Below are 21,038 nucleotides of genomic sequence, written 5' to 3'. Positions count from 1 at the left end.
CTGTCCTCACTGGAAGTGCATTTCTGGAACGTGGTCCGGGACGATCAGTTTACCGGCGGTCTTGCTCACAATCTCTTCAACGCTGACGCCAGGTGCGCGTTCCTTGAGGACAAAAGCGCCATTTTCGATTTCCAGGTACGCCAGGTCCGTGAGTACACGCTTGATGCAGTTGGCACCGGTCAGCGGCAGGCTGCATTGGCTGAGCAACTTGGACTCACCGTCTTTGGATGCGTGAGTCATGATCACAATGATGTTTTCTGCGCCGGCCACCAGGTCCATGGCACCGCCCATGCCCTTGACCAGCTTGCCGGGGATCATCCACGAAGCGATGTTGCCCTGTACGTCCACTTCGAATGCGCCCAATACGGTGAGGTCGACATGCCCACCGCGAATCATCGCGAACGACTCGGCGGAAGAGAAGATCGAGGCGCCGATGCGTGCGGTGACGGTCTGCTTGCCGGCGTTGATCATGTCGGCGTCGATGGTTTCTTCGGTCGGGAACGGGCCCATGCCAAGCAGGCCGTTTTCCGATTGCAGCATCACTTCCATGCCGTCGGGGATGTAGTTGGCCACCAGGGTCGGAATGCCAATACCGAGGTTCACGTAGTAACCGTCCTGCATCTCGCGGGCAACGCGTTGAGCCATTTGTTCGCGGGTAAGCGCCATGATTGTTTCCTCTTGTTGTTCTGGACGGGGATTATTTGCGGACGGTGCGCTGTTCAATGCGCTTTTCGAAGGTGCCGCAGATGATCCGGTCGACGTAGATGCCAGGGGTGTGGATCTGCGCCGGGTCCAGCTCGCCCGGTTCAACGATTTCCTCGACTTCGACCACGGTGATCTTGCCGGCGGTGGCGGCCAGCGGGTTGAAGTTCTGGGCGGTGTGACGGTAGATAACGTTACCGAAGTGGTCGGCTTTCCAGCCTTTGACGATGGCAAAGTCGCCGGTGATGGACTCTTCCATCAGATACGGGCGACCCTTGAATTCGCGGGTCTCCTTGCCTTCGGCAACGGGGGTGCCGACGCCGGTGGCGGTAAAGAAGGCCGGGATGCCGGCACCGCCTGCGCGCATTTTTTCTGCCAGGGTGCCTTGAGGGGTAAGCACCACCTCAATCTCGCCGCTGAGCAGTTGTTTCTCGAAGAGGGCGTTTTCACCCACGTAGGAAGCGATCACTTTGCTGATCTGCTTCTGTTCCAGCAGCACGCCCAGGCCGAAGCCATCGACGCCGCAGTTGTTGGAAACCACCGTCAGGTCGCGGGTGCCTTTGCGCTTGATTTCGGCAATGAGGTTTTCCGGAATGCCACACAGGCCAAAACCACCGGAGAGTACGGTCATGCCGTCTTCCAGGCCTGCCAGCGCTTCTTCATAGGACGCCACGCGTTTATCGAAACCTGCCATATGCACCTCTTTTATTGTTTGTGGTCCAGCCAGTGAGTTGAGTGTTGCGCCAGCGGATTGATTTGTTAAGTTGTTTTTTAAGGTTGATTGATTTAGAAAACAGCATAGTCCAATCGTCGTCCGGAGCTGCGTCATGACCGTTAAACAGATGCGTGCCTTTCTCGCCGTCGCGCAAAGCCTGAGTTTTGCCGCGGCCTGCGAGCGTTTGCACCTCTCTCAATCGGCGTTGAGCTTGACCATCAAGGGCCTGGAAGAAGGCTTGGGCGGGCGCCTGTTCAGCCGTAATACCCGTAACGTCGCGCTGACCCCTGAAGGTGAGTCCCTGCTGCCCCTGGCCCGCCGGTTGATTGCCGATTGGGACAACGCCGAAGATGAACTGCGCCAGCGTTTTACCTTGCAACGCGGGCGCGTCACGGTGGCCGCTATGCCGTCGTTCGCCGGCAACCTGTTGCCGCCGATCCTGAAGATATTCCGCGCCCGTTACCCCCAGGTGAACGTGACGGTGCATGACCTGATCAATGAACAGGTGCTGGAGATGGTGCGCGACCGTCAGGTGGAACTGGGGGTGGCGTTCGAGCCGTCCGATGGTTCGTCATTGGCGTTCACGCCGTTGTACCTGGATCGCTTTGTCGCCGTGGTCCCGGGGGATTCACCCTTGGCACAGCGTGCTGAAATCGACTGGAAAGCCTTGTTGGAGCAGCCGTTCATCACCCTGCAGCGGCCTTCCACTGTGCGGGTGATGCTGGAAGAACACCTTGGCGCCTTGCAGATGAAATTGCCCGTTGCCTTGGAAAGCCATCAACTGGCGACGGTGGGCAAGATGGTTGCCAGCGGTTTGGGGGTTAGTGCAGTGCCAGCGTTATGCGCCAGGCAGATGGAGGAGGCGGGAGCCCATTGCATTACCTTGACTGGCCCGGTGATCGAGCGGCCGATTGGGGTGCTGACCAAGCCGGGGCATGAACTGTCGGCGGCGGCGCAGGTGTTGTTTGATATCTTTCGGGATGAGGCGGGGAAGGGCAGGTTTCCAACTTTTTAAATCAGTAAATACACATGTGGGAGCTGGCAAGCCAACTCCCACATTGATTGAGTACTACTTAGTAGTAACGGTCGATCACTTTAACTTGCGAGCTGTCTTTGAAAGACGCCCAGGCATTGTTAAGTGTGTCGAACACTTGCTCGATAAAGTTGCGATCAGCGGCGGCCTTCTTGCCGACATAACCCTGGCCACGGCGGTACATCTTCAGGCGTGCCGCCAGCTCACGGTTGTTACGGTCAAACTCGGCTTCTTCGGTATGGGGCGCCAGGCAGTCAATTTGCACTTCGCCCGATTTGCCAATCCACAGGATATGGTCGTCGAGTGTGTCTTTCTGCGCTGCGAACATCTCAGCCAATTCATCGATAGTTGGTTGGTTGTTCAGATTCATGTGTAAGCCCCTTGACCAGTTGGCGATCTATCAGTTGATTCGTTAATACCAGTAAGTTGTCTCCGGTCACTAAAACCGGGCGTCAGCGACGGGCTGCCGAATACGGGCAGGGTCTTGAAGCTGATGCATGTAGTCTTGCTGATGAACTGCTACGCAATGCTCTGATTGCGAAGACAAGCCGCGTTTGAGCGCCTTGTACCTGCCCCTTCCGGGGCCGGTCAGCTTCATCGATCTGCCTTGTGGGCAGTGCACATCCGGAAAAACAGCTCGGCGGTCAGACGAGCCTGTTCGAAACGCTTGTTACCAACGCTCCCGATCCGAGAGACGTCTAGATCATGCAAGGACAAAAAGGTTACGTCAACGGTTATGTAGTGATTATTTTTGCTCACTACATAAATTGCCGTGGGGACGGGGGAATGCGCGAAAACGTGACTTGGGCGTCATTTTTTGTGCGGTGGGTCGCAGGGTTTTGGTGGCGAGTTTACGCAGATCCCCTGTGGGAGCTGGCTTGCCTGCGATGGCGATGTGTCAGTGAGTACATGTTCGCCTGACACACTGCTATCGCAGGCAAGCCAGCTCCCAGATGTTGATGCGTCGCTATCTCAATCTCTCGGACAGTAAGGGTAATAGCCGCTCGCACGAGGCCTGGATCTTCACCTGCAGCAGCTCATCCCCCCGAGTTTTGCCCAAGTTGATGGCAATCACCGGCTTACCCTGTTCAACCATCGCCTTGCACAGGCGAAACGCCGAATAGGCCATCAGCGACGACCCCACCACCAACAGCCCTTCGGCATGCTCTACCGCCGTCATTGCCTTGAGCGCCGTCGCCGGCGCGACGTTTTCGCCAAAGAACACCACATCCGGTTTCAGCCGTTCGCCATTGCAGTGCGGGCAGCGGGGTACCTGGAAGTGCTGTTCAAACGCCGGATCAAGCAAGGTGTCGCCATCCGGCGCTTGCACCGCATGAACCTGTGCCATGTACGGGTTATCGACCTCCATCTGCCGCTGGATCACGTCGCGCTCGCTGCGCAGTTGGCAATCCAGGCACAGCACCCGATGCAAGCTGCCATGCAGCTCGATCACATCCTGGCTGCCGGCCTGGTCATGCAGGGTGTCGACGTTCTGCGTGATCAGCCCGCTGATATGGCCACGGTGCTGCAGCGTCGCGAGCGCCAGGTGGGCCTTGTTCGGCTGGGCAATGCGCACCCGTGGCCACCCCAGCATCGCCCGCGCCCAGTAGCGGCGCCGCGCCTCGGGAGTGGCGAGGAACTCCTGGTACATCATCGGTGGCTTGCCCCGGCGTACACCTTCCCCGTCCCGGTAATCCGGGATACCCGAAGATGTACTTATCCCTGCGCCGGTCAGCACCAGGAAACGCCGGCCGGACATGGCCCGGTGCAGAGTATCGAGGTGGTCTTCCTGATGGTCCAGCGTGTCGAGCATGGGTTCCCCCTATTCGCCGCGGATGTACTGTTCCAGTTGCTGGATCAAGGCCGCTTGTTCGGCAATTGCTTCCTTGACCAGGTCACCGATAGACAGCAGGCCCAGCAGTTTGCCGTCTTCGACCACCGGCAGGTGGCGCAGGTGACTGTCGGTCATGATGTTCATGCATTCCTCGACACTCTTGTGAGTATCCACAGTGATCACCGGCGAGCTCATCACCTCATGGACCTTGGTGGTAACTGACGAGAGGCCCTTGAGCATGATTTTACGTGCGTAATCCCGTTCACTGATGATGCCGACCACCACGTCATCCCTGACCACTGGCAAGGCACCGACGTTTTTCTCCGACATCCGCACCAGCGCTTCAAATACGGTGTGGTCCCATTTGATCGTGTGGACGTCCTGGTTTTTCTGGTCCTTGGCTTTCAGCAGTTGTGCAACGGTCTTCATGGCGGCCACTCCGGTGTTGTTGTTGGTAGTCCAGATCCCCTACAGAATCCTAGACCGAACCCGCCGGAGCAAGGGCCAATGCGGCGTTAAACCTGTCGAAAAACGTCATGTGCCAGTCTTTTTTGGTATTTATCCCGCATTTGCCGGCTTTTTTCCGCGCTTGGGGTTGGTGCCAGCTTTACGTGGGGCGGCCTTGCGCTTCTTTTTCCACGGCGTCGCACCTCGGCCAGCCGGGCTGGCGGGGCCAGTGATAGTCATGCGCATGCCGTTACAGCGTGCCACCTGCTTGCTCATCCAAGCCGCTTGCTTGGCGACGAATTCCTCCAGGCTCATTTCGCCGCTTTGCACCATGTCCAGTGCCTGTTCCCAGATGGCGGTGGTGCCGGGGTCGGCGATGGCGCGGGGCACCGCGTCGATCAGGCTGAACGCGGCCGGGGTTGCCGACAGGGCCTTGCCGTTTTTCACCAGATAACCGCGATCCAGCAAGCCCTGGATGATCCCGGCGCGGGTGGCCTCGGTGCCGATGCCAGTGGTGTCCTTGAGTTTTTGCTTGAGCAACGGGTCCTCCACCAGCTTGGCGACGTTTTTCATGGCCTTGATCAGGTCGCCTTCGGTAAAGGGCTTGGGCGGCTGGGTCCACAGGTCTTTGAGGTTGACCTTGGCCACGGCATAGTCGTGGCCCTGCACCAGCGTCGGCAAAGCTTGGGGCGCAGGCGCTTCGCGACCTTTGGCGGGTGCCAGCGCTTCGGGCAAGGCGCGTTTCCAGCCCGGTTCAATAATGACTTTGCCCACCGCGCGCAACGCCTGGCCGGCACAGTCGAAATCGGCCTGGGTGCGGTCGTATTCATGGTTGGGCAGGAACTGCGCCAGGTAGCGCGCACGAATCAGCGTATAGACCGCACGGTGCTTGCCGGTCAGTTGGCTGACCTCCTTGCCGGCTCCGGTGGGGATGATGCCGTGGTGGGCGCTGACTTTCGCGTCGTTCCAGGCCCGCGAACGGCGCCGAGGGTCGATGTGCGACATCAGCTCGTTGACCGCCGTGTCCGCACGGCCCAGCGCCGCAAGGATCTTCGGCGCTTCACTGTGCTGGCTCAATGGCAGGTAGCCGCAATCGCTGCGCGGGTAGGTGATGGCCTTGTGGGTTTCGTACAGGGATTGGGCGATATCCAGGGTTTCCTGGGCACCCAGGCCGAGCTTCTTCGAACAGATCTCCTGCAAGGTGCCGAGGTCGAAGGGCAGGGGCGCCACTTCGCGCATGCGCTCGGTACGCAGCTTCACCAGCCGCGCCGTGGCGGCGTTGAGCATGGCGTCGGCGGTGTCCCGCGCCAGTTGCGGGTTGAGGCAACGGCCCTGGTCGTCACAGGCATCCTCAGGGGCGCGCCATTGGGCGGTGAAGGTCATGTGCTCGTGGCGCAGGTCGACATCAATGGCCCAGTAGGCCACCGGCACGAAGTCGGCAATGCTGCGATCACGGTCCACCACCAGGCGCAGGGTCGGGGTTTGCACCCGGCCTACCGGGAGTACGCCCTGGTAACCGGATTGGCGCCCCAGCAGGGTAAACAGGCGGCTCATGTTCATACCTATCAGCCAGTCGGCGCGCGAGCGCCCCAGGGCCGAGTGATACAGGCTGAAGGTTTCTGCACCGGGTTTGAGCGCCGCCAAGGCCTTGCGAATGGAGGCGTCGTCAAGTGCCGACAGCCACAACCGCTGGATCGGCCCGCGGTAGCGGCAGTGTTCCACCAGTTCACGGGCGATCATCTCGCCTTCACGGTCGGCGTCGGTGGCGATCACCAGTTCCTGGGCTTCCCCCAGCAAGCGCTTGACGGCCTTGTATTGGCTGGCGGTCTTGGGCTTGACCAGCATCTTCCATTTATCCGGGACGATCGGCAGGTCTGCCAGCACCCAGCGTTTGTATTTGGCGTCGTAGGCGTCGGGCGGGGCGGTTTCCAGCAGGTGGCCGATGCACCAGGTGACCGTGACTCCATTACCCAGCCAGCACCCATCGCCACGGCGGCTGGCGCCGAGCACGGCCGCGATATCCTTGGCCTGGGAGGGTTTTTCACAGAGGTACAGCCGCATGGTCATCACATCAGATCGGGTTGATGCCTTGCAGGATGCTTATTTGAAGGGGTTTGAGCAACCATTATCTGTATGGATGTACAGCAATTTGTGTGGGTGCCATACGCCGCTGTAGGAGCGAGCTTGCTCGCGAAGGTCGTTAACGATGACGCGGGGCGCCTGGTGCCCCGCGTTGCTCTCAGGTTCTTCGCGAGCAAGCTCGCTCCTACAGGGCAGAGGTATCAGTTGTTTTCGATATCCACATGCCGGGTTTCCTTGAGGCAGAACAACCCGACGATCAGGCTCACGCCCGTCACCACCACCGGGTACCACAACCCATAGAAGATATCGCCGGTGTACACCACCAAGGCAAACGACACCGTCGGCAGAAACCCGCCAAACCAGCCGTTACCGATGTGGTAGGGCAGGGACATCGAGGTGTAGCGGATGCGCGTCGGAAACAGCTCAACCATCAGCGCTGCCAACGGCCCGTAGCACATAGCAGCGATGAAGATCAGCACCACGATCAGCACCACCACCATCAGCTTGTTGACTTGGGCCACATCTGCCGAAGACGGGTAACCGGCCAGGGCCACGGCGCCACGCAGGGCCGCTTCATCAAAGCCGTCGATACGCACATCGCCCACGCTCACTTGCACCGGGCTGCCCGCAGGGGCGGCGGCGCTGCTGTAGGGCAGACCCTGTTTGACCAGGAAGGTCTTGACCTTGTCGCACGGGCTGTCAAAACGGGCCTTGCCCACCGGGTCGAACTGGAAGGTGCAGGTGGCCGGGTCGGCCAGTACGGTGATCGGCGCCTGTCGGCTGGCCTGGTCCATTGCCGGGTTGGTGTAGTGCGCCAGGCCCTTGAAGATCGGGAAGTACAGGGCGGTCGCCAGCAGCAGGCCGAGCATCAGCACTGGCTTGCGCCCGACCTTGTCCGACAGCCAACCAAACAGGATAAAGAACGGCGCGCCAATTACCACGCTGATGATCAACAGCATATTGGCCAGGGCCGGGTCCATGCGCAGGAATTGGGTGAGGAAGAACAGCACATAAAACTGCGCCGCGTAGAAGGTCACCGCCTGCCCGCCGTTGATACTGAACAGCGCGATCAGCACCACCTTGAGGTTTTCCCATTTGCCGAAGGACTCGCGAATCGGCGCCTTGCAGGCCTTGCCTTCCTCTTTCATCTTCAAGAAAGCGGGCGATTCGTGCAGGCTCATGCGGATCCAGGTCGAGATGCCCAGCAGCACGATGGAAAACAAGAACGGAATGCGCCAGCCCCACACTTCGAACTGATCGCCGGTGAAGTAACGGCAGGCCAGCACCACCAGCAGCGACAGCAGCAGGCCGAGGGTGGCGGTGGATTGAATCCAGCTGGTGTGCAGGCCGCGCTTGCCCGGTGGCGCATGCTCGGCCACGTAGGTGGCGGCGCCACCGTACTCACCGCCCAGCGCCAGGCCCTGCAGCATGCGCAGCACAATGAGGATGATCGGCGCAGCAATGCCGATGCTGGCGTAGGTCGGCAGCAACCCGACGCAGAAGGTTGCCACGCCCATCAGGATGATGGTCACGAGGAAGGTGTATTTACGCCCGATCATATCGCCCAGGCGGCCGAACACCAGCGCACCGAATGGCCGCACTACAAAGCCTGCGGCAAAGGCCATCAAGGCAAAGATAAACGCCGTGGTGTCGTTGACCCCGGCAAAGAACTGCTTGCTGATCACCGCCGCCAGGGCGCCGTAGAGGAAAAAGTCATACCACTCGAACACCGTCCCCAAAGAGGAGGCGAAGATGACCTTTCTTGATTCGTTGGCGGTACTTGCACTGGCCGCCGAGCCCAGGGGTTGAGCATGTTCTGACATCGGGTGTCCCTCACAGTGATTATTTATTGTTGTTCCACTGTCGGCGCTGACCTCGGCGCCGGTGTTTTTCAACTTCATATAGCGTTAATGGTTACGCGGGGTGCCCTGTGGTGCGCGGTGCTGGTGGGTTTTTCGCGAGCAAGCTCGCTCCTGCAGTGTTGGGTGACAGGATCAACTGCGCGGCCTTCTCCGCGATCATCAGCGTGGGTGAGCAGGTATTGCCGGAGGTGATGCGCGGCATGATCGACGCATCCGCAATGCGCAGGCCGGGAATGCCGTGTACGCGCAGCTGGCTGTCGACCACGGCGTCTTTGTCATCGCCCATGCGGCAGGTGCCCACCGGATGGAAAATCGTGGTACCGATCCGTGCAGCGGCCTCGTGCAGTTGTTCTTCAGTTTGCAGGGCTTCGCCGGGCAGGTATTCCACCGGTTTGAACTGGCTCAGGGCCGGAGCGGCGACGATGCGCCGGGTCAGGCGAATAGCGTCGGCGGCCACGCGCAAGTCTTCGGGGTGGCTGAGGTAATTAGGCTGTATCAGCGGCGCATCCGCCGGGTTGGTCGAACGGATATCCACCCGGCCGCGACTTTGGGGGCGCAGGTCGCAGACCGACGCGGTAAATGCCGGGAAGCCGTGCAACGGTTCGCCAAAGCGTTCCAGGGACAGTGGCTGCACATGGTATTGCAGGTTGGCGGAGGTTTGCTCCGGGCCGGAGCGGGCAAACGCGCCAAGCTGGCTGGGCGCCATCGACAGCGGGCCGCTGCGGTCGTACAGGTAGCGCAGGCCCATGCCCATCTTGCCCCACAATGTGCCGGCGATCTGGTTCAGGGTGCGGGCATTTTCCAGCTTGTAGATCAGGCGCAGTTGCAGGTGATCTTGCAGGTTGCCGCCAACGCCTGGCAGCTCGTGCACCACGTTGATACCCAGCGGCTTGAGCACATGGGAAGGGCCGATCCCTGAGCGTTGCAGAATGCCCGGCGAACCCACCGAGCCGGCGCACAGTACGATCTCTTTGCGCGCCTTCCAGCTCAGTGCCTGGCCGTGTTGGCGTCCCAGTACCTGCGAGGCACGACCGTTTTCCAGTAGCACACGCTCAACCTCTACCTCAGTCAGCACGGTGAGGTTGGGGCGCTGGCGGATCGGCTTGAGGAACGCCTTGGCCGCATTCCAGCGCACACCGGCTTTCTGGTTGACCTGGAAGTAACCGCAGCCCTCGTTGTCGCCCTGGTTGAAGTCATTGATATTGGCGATGCCGCTTTGGGCAGCCGCTTCACGAAACGCATCGAGGATCGGCCACGACAGGCGCTGTTGCTCGACGCGCCACTCACCGCCCTCGTTGTGGAATTCAGAGCCGCCGGCAAAATGGTTTTCGCTCTGTTTGAACAGCGGCAGTACGTCTTTCCAAGCCCAGCCCGCGTTGCCCGCCGCCGCCCAGCCATCGTAGTCCTGGGCCTGGCCACGCATGTAGATCATGCCGTTGATGGACGAGCAGCCGCCCAGCACTTTGCCCCGTGGGTAACTCAAGGCGCGCCCCTGCAGGCCGGCTTGAGGTTGGGTCTTGAAGCACCAGTCGGTGCGTGGGTTGCCGATGCAGAACAGATAGCCGACGGGGATATGGATCCAGGGGTAGTTGTCGCGGCCACCGGCTTCCAGCAGCAGGACACGGTGAGCCGGGTTGACGGACAGACGATTGGCCAGCAGGCATCCGGCAGGGCCGGCGCCGACGACGATGTAATCGTATTCAGCAGTTGCATTGGGCATCTGGGGTCTCGCTTGTTTTTCTTATTGGGCCCATCCTAGTTGTTAGTTTTCGTCTTAAAAATGTTAGTTTTTACCCACCCGCTGTGCGTTTTTAAACAACGCCGGCGGGCCCAGGCTCTGGAGGCGATATGTTCGACTGGAATGACCTGCGGTTTTTTCTCGAGTTGCAGCGCAGTGGCCGCCTGCTCACCGCCGCCCAACGCCTGAAAACCACGCATGCCACCGTGGCGCGGCACATCGACGCCATCGAGAAAAGCCTCGGCACGGCGCTGTTCGTGCAGCACGCCCAGGGCTATGAACTGACGCCTGCCGGCGAAGCATTGCTCAAACATGCCGAAGCTATGGAAAACGTGGCACTGCTGGCCGAAGACGAGCTCACCCACTCTGCGGCGCCCCTGGGCAAGATTCGCCTTGGTGTAGCCGAAGGGCTGGGCGTGATGTTTCTGGCCGCACGCATGGGCGGGTTGTTTGAACGCTATCCAGGTTTGGAGGTGGAGCTGGTCGCGGTGCCGCGTTTCGTCAGCATCCTCAATCGCGAAGCGGAGATCAGCATTCACTTGGAACGCCCCAGCGCCGATCAACTGGTGACGCGCAAACTCACCGATTATCGTCTGGCGCTGTACGCCAGCCGTGCCTACCTGGCGCGTAACCCGCCCATCGAAAAACGTGAAGACCTCTCTGCCCATGCCTGGATCGATTATGTCGATGACCTGCTGTTCAGCCAGGAATTGAAGTTCCTCAACAGCTTCTGCCGTAGCCCCCGGGTGGTGTTCCACAGCACCAGCGTGATCGCCCAGCACCAGGCGGCGCGTTCGGGGTTGGGCATTGCGGTGTTGCCATGTTTCATGGCGGCTGGGGATGGAGAGTTGGTGCCGTTGCTACCGGCGGAGGGTATCCAGCGCAGCTATTGGATCAGTTCGCGCCGGGAGCTGCACAAGTCGGTGCGGTTGCGGGTGTTGTGGGATTATGTGGTGGAGCTGTGCGCAAGGGAGCAGGGCTTGTTGCTCGGCGAATCCCGCTGACACACACGGATTAAAATGTGGGAGCTGGCTTGCCTGCGATGGCGGTGTGTCAGTCACCGATGGGCAAGCTGACCGGCCGTCATCGCAGGCAAGCCAGCTCCCACATTTGGATCGTGGTGTGTCAGGGACAGTCTAGAGCTTTACTACCTGATGCACCTGCTCGGCACAGGCCCGGGCCTCTTCAATCATCTTTCCGAACGCATCGCTGGTGACTTCGGCATGGGTCAGCCAGCGCTTTTTCTGGCTCAGGCGATAGTGATAGCGCAGCGAGCCGTTCTCCAGTTTTCCGTCCAGGTCGAGGTTGTACCAGGGCGAGCGTACCTTGCAGCCGGGGATGGCTTTTTCCATCTTCCCGCCTGCCAGGGTGTAGGTGTAGTCATAGGTTTCAGGATTGCCCAGATAAATGTCGGCCTGTTGCCCCTGGCGGCGATAGTTGATGTAGCCCTCCCAGCGGTCTTTCAAGGACGGGTCGGTGTAGACATAGTCATTGGCCAGTTTTTCCAGGGCGCGCTGATCGTTCATGCGGGCGGTGACGCTGTAGCCGTCATTTACCACAAAGCGGGTGGGTTCGCGGGTGATCTGGCAGTCGCTGATATCGTTGCCGAAGTTGGCGCAGATGTTCTGATCGGTGGCGGTGGTGCCTTGCTGGCGGTCTGCGACGCTCAGTTGCATCAGCGGCAGGCGGCTGAAGGTAATAGTCGCCTTGACCGCGCCATCTCCCTCTTTGCCGTACTGCACCTGTTTGTCCAGGCGTATCGAGACTTCGGGGCGCTCCAGTGGGATGTGTTCTTCGCGCACCTGGCCCTGCGCATCGTTGACCAACACCCAGCGGTCCTGAATATCGGGCATGGTCTGGCCAGGGGCGAAGACCGGGTTGGTCGGGTCAAGCCACCACACCTGGCCATTCACTTCGGCACGCACGATGGCGTGGTTCGGCGCCTGGGTGCCAGGAATCAGCAGGGCATCGACCACGTCGCCACGGCTGACCCACGCGGTCTCAGCCTTGATGCCACTGGCTTTGAGCATGGCCGTCAGCAGCGTCGCCAGGTCCTTGCAGTCGCCGTAGCCGTGCTGCTCGATTTCCGCCAGGCTGAACGGCACATAGCCGCGCTCGGTCGCGCGCCAGTCACCCAGGTAGCGGTAGTGATCATTGATGTGCTGCATCATTGCCGCGACTTGCTCAGCTGGCGCCAGGCTGCGTGCGGCGGCCACGGCGGCGGCGGCTTGCGCCGGCAGGGTGGCGCCGAGGATCTGGTTGTAACGCTGGGCGAAATCACCGAAGTACGCCTGGCGGTCCACGGCGCTCCCCACTTCCAGGCGTGGGACGCGCAGTAGTGCGGCGGCGGAGGATTCATTGATGTAGTTGAGGTAGGTCGGGGCTTTTTGCACCACATCCAGGGTCTTGCCGTTGCTCGAAGGCGTTACCTTGAAACCGTCGAACAATTCACTTCGCCACTGGATCGGCCGTTCGGCGGTAAAGCGCGCCTTGAAGCGATCGCGGCGGGCTGAGCTGGGCCCGAATTTGAGCACATAGTGGAACTGGGTCATCAGCGGTTTGGCCGGGTAATGCTGGCGTACCGTGTAGCGGATCTGCGTGCCCACGCGCAGGTTGGGGAAGGCCAGGGAGGTTTGTTTGTCGCGGCTGAAGCCTTGGTCCGGGTTGGGTGCGCTGCGGGTATCGATTTGCGTGGCGGCCAGGGCGACGGGCTTGGTGCCAGGCTGGGTGGACTGAGCGCTGACCACTTCAAAGGTGTCGGCTTCGGAGTAGTCGAAGTCGATGCGCGAAAGCATTTCGCGGCCGTTGGCCTTGAGGATCGTGTAGCGGTAAGTAGTGGTGCAGTCGGTGCTGGCGTCGCGGTTGAAGTGGCAGTGCAGCTCGGTGTCACTGGCCAGCGGGGCTTCGGCTATGGGTTGCAGGGCTGCGCTGACGGAATGGGAAACCAGCCCCAGGCTGATGGCAATCAAAGGGCGGTGAAACGAAAAACGGTACATGGGCGCCTCGGGTGACACATTGAAACAGCTACCCGGCGGGTAGCGAGAAGGCGCCGGATGATAATGGATCTCAACGGCAAAGGCCAGGATTGTTCGACAATTTATAGGGCTGAAAGGCCCGTGCTAGAGCCTTTTGCTTGATTTGTGTCAAGGTTTCAGCAGTTCGAACTCTGCACTGGCCAGGCGTTCACCGTTGATCAAAACATGTATCCGATGCGTGCCGGGGTAGTGCTTGCGCGTGGTCAATTCGCGGATGTGCTGCTCGCGGTTGATGGTCTGCCGTTCGCCGGCGCCCAAGGTAAAAGCCTTGAGCTTGAACACTTTGGATGCGCTGTGGCCAGCGCTTTTTACGTAGTCGATGGCGTAGTCCACCACCAGTTTTTGCGCGTGCGTGGCGGTGGATTCCAGCTGGAATGACAGATTGATCCGCTCGCCCAATCGGATCACGGCGGGGGTGACGCTCAGTCCACGGATCGTCACCTCAGCCTTGGCTCCGGCCCCCATGATCGTCAGCGCGCGGGTGTCGCCTTGCTTGATCAAGCTGCGCAACGCATGGCGAGCGATCCAGGCGGTGTGGGCGTTGGCCAGGTTCCAGCCTTCGATCACGTTGAGCACCCAGTCGGGGTGGTCCTTGGTGATGTCATTGAGGTGGTTGGCCACCGACTTGCGCACATAGAGGCTGCTGTCGGCCCTGAGGTTATCCAGGATCGACGCACATAACTTGGGGTTGGCCTGCACGTTGGCGAGGCGAAACGACCAAGGCAGGCGAGGGCGTGAGCCTTCACTGGCCAGGCGGCGTACGTGTTCGTTGCCATCCAGCGACCATTGCTGCATCACTGCCAAGGTGCGCTCGAAGTCGTGCAGTAAGAAGTGGCGAATGGCGAACTCGGCCGAACCAAAGGTGGTGAAAAACTTCAGCGCGGCCATTGAACGTTTGAAATCACCCAGGCCATAACTCGCCACGTAATGCGCCAGGAACAGGCTGACAAAGCCGCTGTTGATGCGCGGTGCCAGAGCGTAAAGCAGCTTGAGGGTTTGCGCATAATCCAGCGGGATCACCGCGTGCAGGCTCTCGCTGACCCGGGCCATGCGTTGCATCACCGATAACTCGGCCAGCCCGACGCAAGCGTGCTGGAGAAAACCCTTGGCGTCGAACGCCGGGTACACCACAGTCATTTCGGTGGCGATGTGTTGCAGGCGTTCGATGTTGAAGATTTCCTTGAGGGCCGGGGCGGCTTGGTCGCTCATCTGCATTTCCATGGTGGGGTCAGAGAAACCAGCGATATTCTCGCGCATGGATCTCTTGTTGAAATGCCAGGTGATCCTGGCGTTTGTTCTCGCAATACACTTCGACAAATTCTGCGCCCAGCTTGTCGCGCAGTATTGGTTGCTGCTGCATGGCGCGCACGGCGTCGAGCATTTCCACCGGGAAATCGGTGCCGCTGTTGCGGTCTTCGTTCAATGGCGCGATGGGTTCGCGCTTGGCCTCAAGCCCGTGCTCCAGGCCCACCAGGATTGCCGCCAGCACCAGGTAAGGGTTGGCATCGGCGCTGGCCAGGCGGTGCTCGATCCGCAGGTTGCGCGGGTCGGACTCGGGGATACGCACACAGGCATCGCGGTCTTCAAAGCCCCAGCTCGCCCGCGTCGCAGCGTTGACCGTGCCGCCCAGGCGACGGAAGGCGTTGTGGTTGGGCGAGAAGATCGGCATGCAGTGGGGCAGCAATTCCAGGCAACCGGCTACGGCGTGGCGCAATGGCTGCTGCTGATGGGCCGCTAGCAAGTTATTGCCCGCTGCGTCGTAAAGGCTGACATGCACGTGCATGCCGCTGCCGGGAAATTGCAGATAGGGTTTGGCCATGAAGCTGGCGCGGTAACCATGCTTGAGCGCGACGCCACGGGTGCTGCGGCAGAACAGGGCGGCCCAGTCGGCGGCGCGCAGGCCGTCATCGCAGTGGCCGAAGTTGATCTCGAACTGGCCGGGGCCGATCTCGGCGGTGATCACCGTGATGTCGATGCCTTGGTCCTTGGCGGTTTGCGCCATGTCGTCGAGCACGTCGCTGAAACGCGACAGCCGTTCGATATGCAGGTTGGGCTGGTCGTCGGCATCCCCACTGAGCGGGTCGCGGGCGAATTGCGGCAGGCCGTTTTCCAGCTGTTTATCGAACAGGTAGAACTCCAGCTCAAACGCCACTACGGGATGAATGCCCTGATGCTGCAAGCGTTCCAGCACCTTGGCCAGGACTTCACGGGGTTCGAATTCGATGGGCGCTTCGGTGCCGTCCGAGGTGATGAGCATTTGCCCCAATGGCTGCGACTCCCAGTTCACCGGTTTGAGCGTGCCGGGCACCAATCGGCGATTGGCGTCCGGGTCGCCATCGTTGAAGCAGTAGTCGCCAATCTTGAACAACCCCCCCTGGACCCCCAGCAATACCGCATTCTGCGGCAGCTTCAGCGGGCTGCCGGCGGCGACTTTTTCAAGCATCTCCACGGGGTAGCGCTTGCCGTAGAAATGCCCGGGAATGTCTAGGGCGATCAGGTCGACATAGCGCACGTCGGGGTGGTTCTGGCGAAAGCTGCGTACTTCGGCCAGCAACGTGGAGGAATGGCTTTTCACGGGTGCAGCTCCTAGTTGTAAACCCACAAGACGCGGGCGGGCAGGTCGGTCAGGTTGGCGTAGCGGCAGTGGGCGAAACTGGCGAGGTGGAAACTGTCGCCTTCGTAGAGGGTGACCGCATTGGGCTCACCTTCAACCCACAGCGTCAGCTCGCCCTCCAGCACAAAACCGGCCTGCTCGGCGCGGTCGCTCATGCTTTGCTCACCGCTGTTGGCACCGGGGGCCAATAGACTATCGAGCATCGAGAATGCGCCGTGCATGCTCGGCGACACCAGGATGTCGGTGATGCCATTGGCGTAATACACCGTGCGCCGCTCGTTGGGGCGGGTGACCCAGTCCACCGCCTTGGGTTTGGGCAGGCTGTAGAAATACGTGGTGGGCACGTCGAGGGCGTGGCTGATGGCGGTCAGGTCGGCTACGGTGGGTTGCGACAACCCACGTTCCACTTGAGACAGAAAGCCCACCGAGCGCTCGATCTTTTGCGCCAATTGCGCCAGGGTGAGTTTCTTGTGCTTGCGCAAGTCATGGATCAGGGTCGCGAGGGTGGCGAGTTCTTGTTGCTGGTTCATGAAATTTAATTCGAATAATTTCATGAAAAATTACACGATTATTTTCACGCTCGCAAACCCTATGCACAAACCCTTGTGGCGAGGGAGCTTGCTCCCGCTGGGCAGCGAAGCGGCCCCAACCCATTCACCGCATGCGTTCAGTGGATGCGCGGTGTGGCTTTTTGGGGCTGCTGCGCAGCCCAGCGGGAGCAAGCTCCCTCGCCACAAAGGATTGGGAAATATGGGGAAACTGTATTGGGCAGGGACATCTCAGGTGCCTGCTAGGTTGAATGGACCATTCAACCATTCAGGGGAGCAAAGGATTGCTTCACAAGCACAACTCTCATTTGTTGCGACGTGGCCGTTATTCAGAACCTGGTCGAGCTTATTTGGTGACTGCCGTGGTTTATCAACGTCGCCCGGTATTTGCCGATCTTTACCTGGGGCGGCTATTGGTTGCCGAGCTCAAACGAGCCCATGACCTTGGACTGGTCAACTCGCTGGCTTGGGGCATTATGCCGGACCACCTTCACTGGTTATTTGAATTGCGAGGCGCGACGCTGCCTGAAGTGATGAAACGGGTGAAGTCGCGCAGCACACTGACCATCAACCGAGCCCGTCGCACGCACGGTGCTTTTTGGCAGTACGGCTATCATGATCGTGCGGTGCGGGCCGATGAAGACCTTATCAAGGCTGCTCGCTACATCATCGCCAACCCACTGCGAGCCGGACTGGTCGAGCATGTTGGCGACTACTCGCTCTGGGACGCCGCCTGGCTATAACGGTGTACCCCCCTGTGGCGAGGGAGCTTGCTCCCGCTGGGCCGCGAAGCTGCCCCAAAAAGCCCGACCGCGTACCCACTGAAAACATGCGGTGAATGGATTGGGGCCGCTGCGCAGCCCAGCGGGAGCAATCTCTGGCCACAGGGAAATACGGCTGAATGATTACGCGCCGCCGCGGTCGGAATCTGGGTACGCACCATTAATTGAAGGAGCACCCATGAAGTCGAAAACCTTAGCCGCTTGCCTGCTGGTCGCTGCCAGCTTTTCCTCCGTCAGCGCTGTAGTGCAGGCCGGCGATACCCCTCAGGAAACCGTGCAACCTTCAAACATCAACGCTCGTGATTTGAAAGAAGGCGACCGCGCTCCGGATATCCTGATGCGCAAGGAGTCGGCCATCAGCGATTGGAAAAAGCGCGGCCTGAAGCAGCCCGAAGAAGAAAGCCAGTGGGCGCGCGTAGGCGACAAGTACGTCCTGCTCAAGACCACCAACGGCACCATCCTCGAGATTACGCCAGTCAAGAAATAATCCCGCCGGGGCATCTGCTCGTTTCATGTTTCTTGCGTTAAGGTAACCGACCGCAATGGTCGCGTTACCTTTGAAGAACGAGAGCAGGATGCTTGCCACCATCAGAAACTACCCCCGCACCGTGAACCTGTTGCTGTGCGCCACGTTGCTGCTTACGCTGGCCAAGGCCATCACTTTTCCTTATCTCGTGATCTACCTCACCAGCCATTTCGCCTTGGACATTACCCAGGTCGGCCTGGTAATCGGCAGTTCGCTGATCGTCGGTTCGCTACTCAGTGTCTACGGTGGTTTCCTGGTCGACCGCATCAATAGCTATCGCCTGTTGCTCGGCTTGAGCCTGGTGTTTGTGCTGGGGTTTATCGGCACGGTGCTGGCGCAAAATATCTGGTCGTTCTATGGCTGCCTGATCCTGATCAACCTGGCCTACGCCGTCATCGATATTGCGGTGAAAGCCGGCTTCGCCAGCCTGCTGCCCGAAGACGCGCGCAGCGAAGTGTTTTCCATCAAATACACGCTTACCAATATCGGCTATGCCGTGGGGCCGTTCTTTGGCGCGATGGTGGCCAAGCTGGATATCAGCCTGCCGTTTATTCTGTCGGCGCTGTTGGGGCTGGGGTTTTTTCTGCTGTACGGGCGCTGGGGTGACCGTAACTTGGCCACGGTGGACGCCACGCAAAAGCCGCTGCCGTTCCTTGCCGTCGCCCGCGTTTTGCTGCAGGACCGTCGCCTGGTGTGCTTCACCCTCGGCGGTTTACTCAGCGCGGTGGTGTTCGGCCAGTTCACGGCCTATCTGTCGCAATACCTGGTGACCACCACGACCGCCGAATACACCTACACCGTGATCAGCGCGGTACTGACCACCAACGCCGTGCTAGTGATCGCCTTGCAGTACTTGATTGGCCGGCGCATCTCGCACCGTTACCTGAGCCAGTGGCTGATCGCTGGCTTGAGCATGTTCATGCTGGGGTTGATTGGCTTCGGGCTGTCCACCAGCGTGGTGGGCTGGGTGCTGGCGATGGCGGTGTTCACCGTCGGGGAGATCATCGTGTTTCCGGCCGAATACATGTTTATCGACCGAATTGCCCCGGACCACCTGCGGGGCATGTATTACGGGGCGCAAAACCTGTCCAACCTCGGTGCGGCGCTGGGGCCGGTGCTGTGTGGGCTGGTGTTGGCCAGCCTGCCGGCCCATTACATGTTCTACATGCTGGGGGCGTTTATCGTTGCCGGCGGGGTGTTTTATTTCATGGGAGCGGCGATAAAGGCAAATCATCCAGCGTGAGCTTGCCGACGTTGTTGCTTTGCAGCTCGTAGCGCAATTCATCCACCATTTTCGCTACTTCCTGCGGGGTCTGCAGGCGGTTGGTGCTGATGCCAGTAACCACCAGGTCGACGCGGCCGGTCTCGGCATCGTAGACCTTGAGGGTCAAGGACGCGTCCCGGCACAGGGTGAATTCGCACGTCAGCGGTGACAGGCCTTCTTCGATGCAGTTGCGCAGCTGAGAGAGGGTAAACATGCGGGTTCCTTCTAGGCATAAATACGATCCCTTGAAGGTTATTGCTTGCACCGCCGCTCAATAAGGCGAATTCGCACTAGACGCACTAGTGCATTTGCAGGGTCAGGGCTTGTTTTTCAGGCGCAAATCACCGGCAAACAGCCCGCGTTCACGAGCCCAGACGATCGCAGCACTACGGCTGTGCACCCCCAGCTTGGAATACACCGTGGCCACATGGTTACGCACGGTGTTGGGCGCCAGTTTCAGGCGCGAGGCGATTTCTTTGTCCGCCAGGCCCTCGCAGATCAGGCCCAATACATCGCGCTCGCGGGCGGTGAGGTCGGTGAAGGAAACATTCGGCAGGTTGGGGCTGTTGACGCTCTTGGCGTTGGCCAGCTTCTCGATCAGGGTCTGGCTGAACCAGGACGCGTCCTGCATGACTTCCTCGATGGCCGCCACCAGTTCCAGCTCCGAGCGTTTGCGCTCGGTGATGTTCATCAGCACCATCAGGTAGCAGGGGACGTCCTGGATAATCACGGTGTCGGCGGATACCACGCAGTCGATCACCTCGTTGCCTTTCTTGCGCACCTTGAGGTCCTGGCCTTCAAGGTTGCCGGCTTTTTCCAGGGTGGCGAACAACTGCGCGCCGGCCTGGGGGCTGTCGATGAAGTTGATGTCTTCGATGGATTTGCCGATCAATTCCTCGCTGATGTAGCCGGTGATGCTCATGAAGGCTTCGTTGATGTCTACTACCTGGCGGTTGTCGGCACTGCATACCAGGGTCGGCACGGGCGTCAGGCGGAAGGATTTGGCGAAGCGTTCTTCGCTCTGGCGCAGGGCGATCTCGGCTTTGCGCCGAGGCTCCAGGTCGGTGAAGGAAAACAGCATGCAGTCTTCCTCGTTCATGTCCAACGGTTGGCCGGCGACGATCACCAGTTTGCTGCCACCTTCGGGCAGTCTCAGTTCGGCCTGCATCTGCGGGATGGTCGCGCCTTCGCCCAGGCGCTGGATCGCCAGGTCCTTGCGCTCGGCCTGTTCCAGCACATCCAGTTCATACACAGATTTGCCGATGACCTGGTCGCGGTTGTAGCCGGTCATCTCCAGAAAACCCTGGTTGACCTTGATGTAGCGCAGGTCGCTGAGGCGACAGATCACCGCGGGCGCCGGGTTGGCGTTGAAGGTTTTCTCAAAGCGTTGCTCGGCGCTGGCCCATTCGGTGGCGTCGCTGAGGATCAGTACCAGCAACTCAGGTTCACCCTGGGCATCGGTCAGCACCAGGCTGCGCAGGCGATGTACCCAACTGCGGTGTTCGTCGTCGGCGGGTGTGACTTCCACCACCACATCGCTGAACTCTTCGCCGGCAGCCACGCGGCTGAGGGGGTAGCTGTCCAGTGGCAAGGGATGGTTGTTGCGATAGCGCAGGGCAAAGCGTTTGGCGTACGCCTCGGTATTGGCGCCCAGTTCCTTGACCTCGCTGACCCCATGCATGGTCAACGCCGCTTCATTGGCCCAGAGAATGGTCTGGTCGACCTCGGCCAGAATCACACCGTCGGACAGCCCGGAGATGATGGTTTGCAGTTGGCGGCGGTTGGTTTCTTTGGCGAGAACATCCTGGGTCATAACGTCTCCGATTAGGGCAGGGCAAGGCACATTGGGTTACGAC

At 60.1% G+C, this 21,038-nt stretch carries 19 protein-coding genes; 5 read left to right on the top strand and 14 right to left on the bottom strand.

Annotation, left to right across the window (positions count from 1 at the left end; all coding sequences use genetic code 11):
• Positions 1 to 6: 6 nt before the first annotated feature.
• Both JFT58_RS06095 and JFT58_RS06090 read right to left on the bottom strand, forming a co-directional pair.
• The gene (locus JFT58_RS06095; protein ID WP_005786928.1) at positions 7 to 666 is read right to left on the bottom strand and encodes a CoA transferase subunit B; all 660 of its coding nucleotides are present in this window, start codon (positions 664 to 666) and stop codon (positions 7 to 9) included.
• A 31-nt stretch (positions 667 to 697) separates the two neighbouring features.
• Complete coding sequence (locus JFT58_RS06090) at positions 698 to 1,396, bottom strand: CoA transferase subunit A (RefSeq protein ID WP_003190329.1); 699 nt, start codon at positions 1,394 to 1,396, stop codon at positions 698 to 700.
• A gap of 133 nt (positions 1,397 to 1,529) precedes the next feature.
• On the opposite strand from JFT58_RS06090, the gene JFT58_RS06085 reads away from it, so the two are divergent.
• Entirely contained in the window at positions 1,530 to 2,432 is a 903-nt protein-coding gene (locus JFT58_RS06085; protein WP_034127061.1) for a LysR family transcriptional regulator, read from the top strand.
• 58 nt (positions 2,433 to 2,490) lie between these two features.
• Here the strand turns inward: JFT58_RS06085 and JFT58_RS06080 are convergent, their stop codons facing one another.
• From JFT58_RS06080 to JFT58_RS06055, 6 genes are all read right to left on the bottom strand, one after another.
• On the bottom strand, positions 2,491 to 2,820 hold the full coding sequence (locus JFT58_RS06080; protein ID WP_003190335.1) for a hypothetical protein: 330 nt from the start codon (positions 2,818 to 2,820) through the stop codon (positions 2,491 to 2,493).
• Between the two features lie 597 nt (positions 2,821 to 3,417).
• Positions 3,418 to 4,263, bottom strand: coding sequence for an NAD-dependent protein deacetylase (locus tag JFT58_RS06075; protein ID WP_054895766.1), 846 nt, complete (start codon positions 4,261 to 4,263; stop codon positions 3,418 to 3,420).
• Between the two features lie 9 nt (positions 4,264 to 4,272).
• On the bottom strand, positions 4,273 to 4,713 hold the full coding sequence (locus JFT58_RS06070) for a CBS domain-containing protein (RefSeq protein ID WP_034127063.1): 441 nt from the start codon (positions 4,711 to 4,713) through the stop codon (positions 4,273 to 4,275).
• A gap of 129 nt (positions 4,714 to 4,842) precedes the next feature.
• Positions 4,843 to 6,792 carry a DNA topoisomerase III gene (locus JFT58_RS06065; RefSeq protein ID WP_103299670.1) on the bottom strand — a complete coding sequence of 650 codons (1,950 nt, stop codon included), beginning with the start codon at positions 6,790 to 6,792 and terminating at the stop codon, positions 4,843 to 4,845.
• Positions 6,793 to 7,013: 221 nt separating this feature from the next.
• Entirely contained in the window at positions 7,014 to 8,636 is a 1,623-nt protein-coding gene (locus JFT58_RS06060) for an MFS transporter (RefSeq protein ID WP_054895765.1), read from the bottom strand.
• 91 nt (positions 8,637 to 8,727) lie between these two features.
• Complete coding sequence (locus tag JFT58_RS06055; RefSeq protein WP_054895764.1) at positions 8,728 to 10,395, bottom strand: GMC family oxidoreductase; 1,668 nt, start codon at positions 10,393 to 10,395, stop codon at positions 8,728 to 8,730.
• Positions 10,396 to 10,523: 128 nt separating this feature from the next.
• On the opposite strand from JFT58_RS06055, the gene JFT58_RS06050 reads away from it, so the two are divergent.
• Positions 10,524 to 11,417: a LysR family transcriptional regulator gene (locus JFT58_RS06050; protein ID WP_034127066.1), complete on the top strand. Its 894-nt coding sequence runs from the start codon at positions 10,524 to 10,526 to the stop codon at positions 11,415 to 11,417.
• Positions 11,418 to 11,549: 132 nt separating this feature from the next.
• On the opposite strand, the gene JFT58_RS06045 is transcribed toward JFT58_RS06050, so the two are convergent.
• The 4 genes from JFT58_RS06045 to JFT58_RS06030 form a co-directional block, all read right to left on the bottom strand.
• Entirely contained in the window at positions 11,550 to 13,409 is a 1,860-nt protein-coding gene (locus tag JFT58_RS06045) for a DUF3857 domain-containing transglutaminase family protein (RefSeq protein WP_054895763.1), read from the bottom strand.
• Positions 13,410 to 13,556: 147 nt separating this feature from the next.
• The gene (locus JFT58_RS06040) at positions 13,557 to 14,657 is read right to left on the bottom strand and encodes a DNA alkylation repair protein (RefSeq protein ID WP_054895762.1); all 1,101 of its coding nucleotides are present in this window, start codon (positions 14,655 to 14,657) and stop codon (positions 13,557 to 13,559) included.
• Positions 14,658 to 14,676: 19 nt separating this feature from the next.
• Positions 14,677 to 16,023, bottom strand: coding sequence for a glutamine synthetase family protein (locus tag JFT58_RS06035; RefSeq protein ID WP_054895761.1), 1,347 nt, complete (start codon positions 16,021 to 16,023; stop codon positions 14,677 to 14,679).
• An 11-nt stretch (positions 16,024 to 16,034) separates the two neighbouring features.
• On the bottom strand, positions 16,035 to 16,592 hold the full coding sequence (locus JFT58_RS06030; RefSeq protein ID WP_054895760.1) for a helix-turn-helix domain-containing protein: 558 nt from the start codon (positions 16,590 to 16,592) through the stop codon (positions 16,035 to 16,037).
• 269 nt (positions 16,593 to 16,861) lie between these two features.
• On the opposite strand from JFT58_RS06030, the gene JFT58_RS06025 reads away from it, so the two are divergent.
• From JFT58_RS06025 to JFT58_RS06015, 3 genes are all read left to right on the top strand, one after another.
• Positions 16,862 to 17,353, top strand: a complete 492-nt coding sequence (locus JFT58_RS06025) for an REP-associated tyrosine transposase (protein WP_054895759.1) — start codon at positions 16,862 to 16,864, stop codon at positions 17,351 to 17,353.
• A gap of 217 nt (positions 17,354 to 17,570) precedes the next feature.
• Entirely contained in the window at positions 17,571 to 17,879 is a 309-nt protein-coding gene (locus JFT58_RS06020) for an RcnB family protein (RefSeq protein ID WP_054895758.1), read from the top strand.
• 88 nt (positions 17,880 to 17,967) lie between these two features.
• Positions 17,968 to 19,161: an MFS transporter gene (locus JFT58_RS06015; RefSeq protein WP_034127072.1), complete on the top strand. Its 1,194-nt coding sequence runs from the start codon at positions 17,968 to 17,970 to the stop codon at positions 19,159 to 19,161.
• Here JFT58_RS06015 and JFT58_RS06010 read toward each other — a convergent pair.
• Positions 19,124 to 19,396, bottom strand: a complete 273-nt coding sequence (locus tag JFT58_RS06010) for a DUF1652 domain-containing protein (protein WP_003190355.1) — start codon at positions 19,394 to 19,396, stop codon at positions 19,124 to 19,126. The genes JFT58_RS06015 and JFT58_RS06010 overlap by 38 nt on opposite strands.
• Positions 19,397 to 19,498: 102 nt before the next feature.
• Positions 19,499 to 20,995, bottom strand: coding sequence for a PAS domain S-box protein (locus tag JFT58_RS06005; RefSeq protein WP_014717983.1), 1,497 nt, complete (start codon positions 20,993 to 20,995; stop codon positions 19,499 to 19,501).
• Positions 20,996 to 21,038 lie beyond the last annotated feature (43 nt).

It is taken from the genome of Pseudomonas sp. MF6767 (assembly GCF_016405475.1).
Classification (GTDB): Bacteria; Pseudomonadota; Gammaproteobacteria; order Pseudomonadales; family Pseudomonadaceae; genus Aquipseudomonas; species Aquipseudomonas paracarnis.
This window is presented reverse-complemented; position numbering and strand designations above follow the sequence as displayed.

Coding starts and splice junctions, on each gene's coding strand:
- JFT58_RS06095 (WP_005786928.1), bottom strand. CDS start 666: ATGGCGCTTACCCGCGAACAAATGGCTCAACGCGTTGCCCGCGAGATG.
- JFT58_RS06010 (WP_003190355.1), bottom strand. CDS start 19,396: ATGTTTACCCTCTCTCAGCTGCGCAACTGCATCGAAGAAGGCCTGTCA.
- JFT58_RS06075 (WP_054895766.1), bottom strand. CDS start 4,263: ATGCTCGACACGCTGGACCATCAGGAAGACCACCTCGATACTCTGCAC.
- JFT58_RS06030 (WP_054895760.1), bottom strand. CDS start 16,592: ATGAACCAGCAACAAGAACTCGCCACCCTCGCGACCCTGATCCATGAC.
- JFT58_RS06025 (WP_054895759.1), top strand. CDS start 16,862: ATGGACCATTCAACCATTCAGGGGAGCAAAGGATTGCTTCACAAGCAC.
- JFT58_RS06040 (WP_054895762.1), bottom strand. CDS start 14,657: ATGAGCGACCAAGCCGCCCCGGCCCTCAAGGAAATCTTCAACATCGAA.
- JFT58_RS06080 (WP_003190335.1), bottom strand. CDS start 2,820: ATGAATCTGAACAACCAACCAACTATCGATGAATTGGCTGAGATGTTC.
- JFT58_RS06060 (WP_054895765.1), bottom strand. CDS start 8,636: ATGTCAGAACATGCTCAACCCCTGGGCTCGGCGGCCAGTGCAAGTACC.
- JFT58_RS06090 (WP_003190329.1), bottom strand. CDS start 1,396: ATGGCAGGTTTCGATAAACGCGTGGCGTCCTATGAAGAAGCGCTGGCA.
- JFT58_RS06015 (WP_034127072.1), top strand. CDS start 17,968: ATGCTTGCCACCATCAGAAACTACCCCCGCACCGTGAACCTGTTGCTG.
- JFT58_RS06055 (WP_054895764.1), bottom strand. CDS start 10,395: ATGCCCAATGCAACTGCTGAATACGATTACATCGTCGTCGGCGCCGGC.
- JFT58_RS06085 (WP_034127061.1), top strand. CDS start 1,530: ATGACCGTTAAACAGATGCGTGCCTTTCTCGCCGTCGCGCAAAGCCTG.
- JFT58_RS06050 (WP_034127066.1), top strand. CDS start 10,524: ATGTTCGACTGGAATGACCTGCGGTTTTTTCTCGAGTTGCAGCGCAGT.
- JFT58_RS06005 (WP_014717983.1), bottom strand. CDS start 20,995: ATGACCCAGGATGTTCTCGCCAAAGAAACCAACCGCCGCCAACTGCAA.
- JFT58_RS06020 (WP_054895758.1), top strand. CDS start 17,571: ATGAAGTCGAAAACCTTAGCCGCTTGCCTGCTGGTCGCTGCCAGCTTT.
- JFT58_RS06070 (WP_034127063.1), bottom strand. CDS start 4,713: ATGAAGACCGTTGCACAACTGCTGAAAGCCAAGGACCAGAAAAACCAG.
- JFT58_RS06045 (WP_054895763.1), bottom strand. CDS start 13,409: ATGTACCGTTTTTCGTTTCACCGCCCTTTGATTGCCATCAGCCTGGGG.
- JFT58_RS06065 (WP_103299670.1), bottom strand. CDS start 6,792: ATGCGGCTGTACCTCTGTGAAAAACCCTCCCAGGCCAAGGATATCGCG.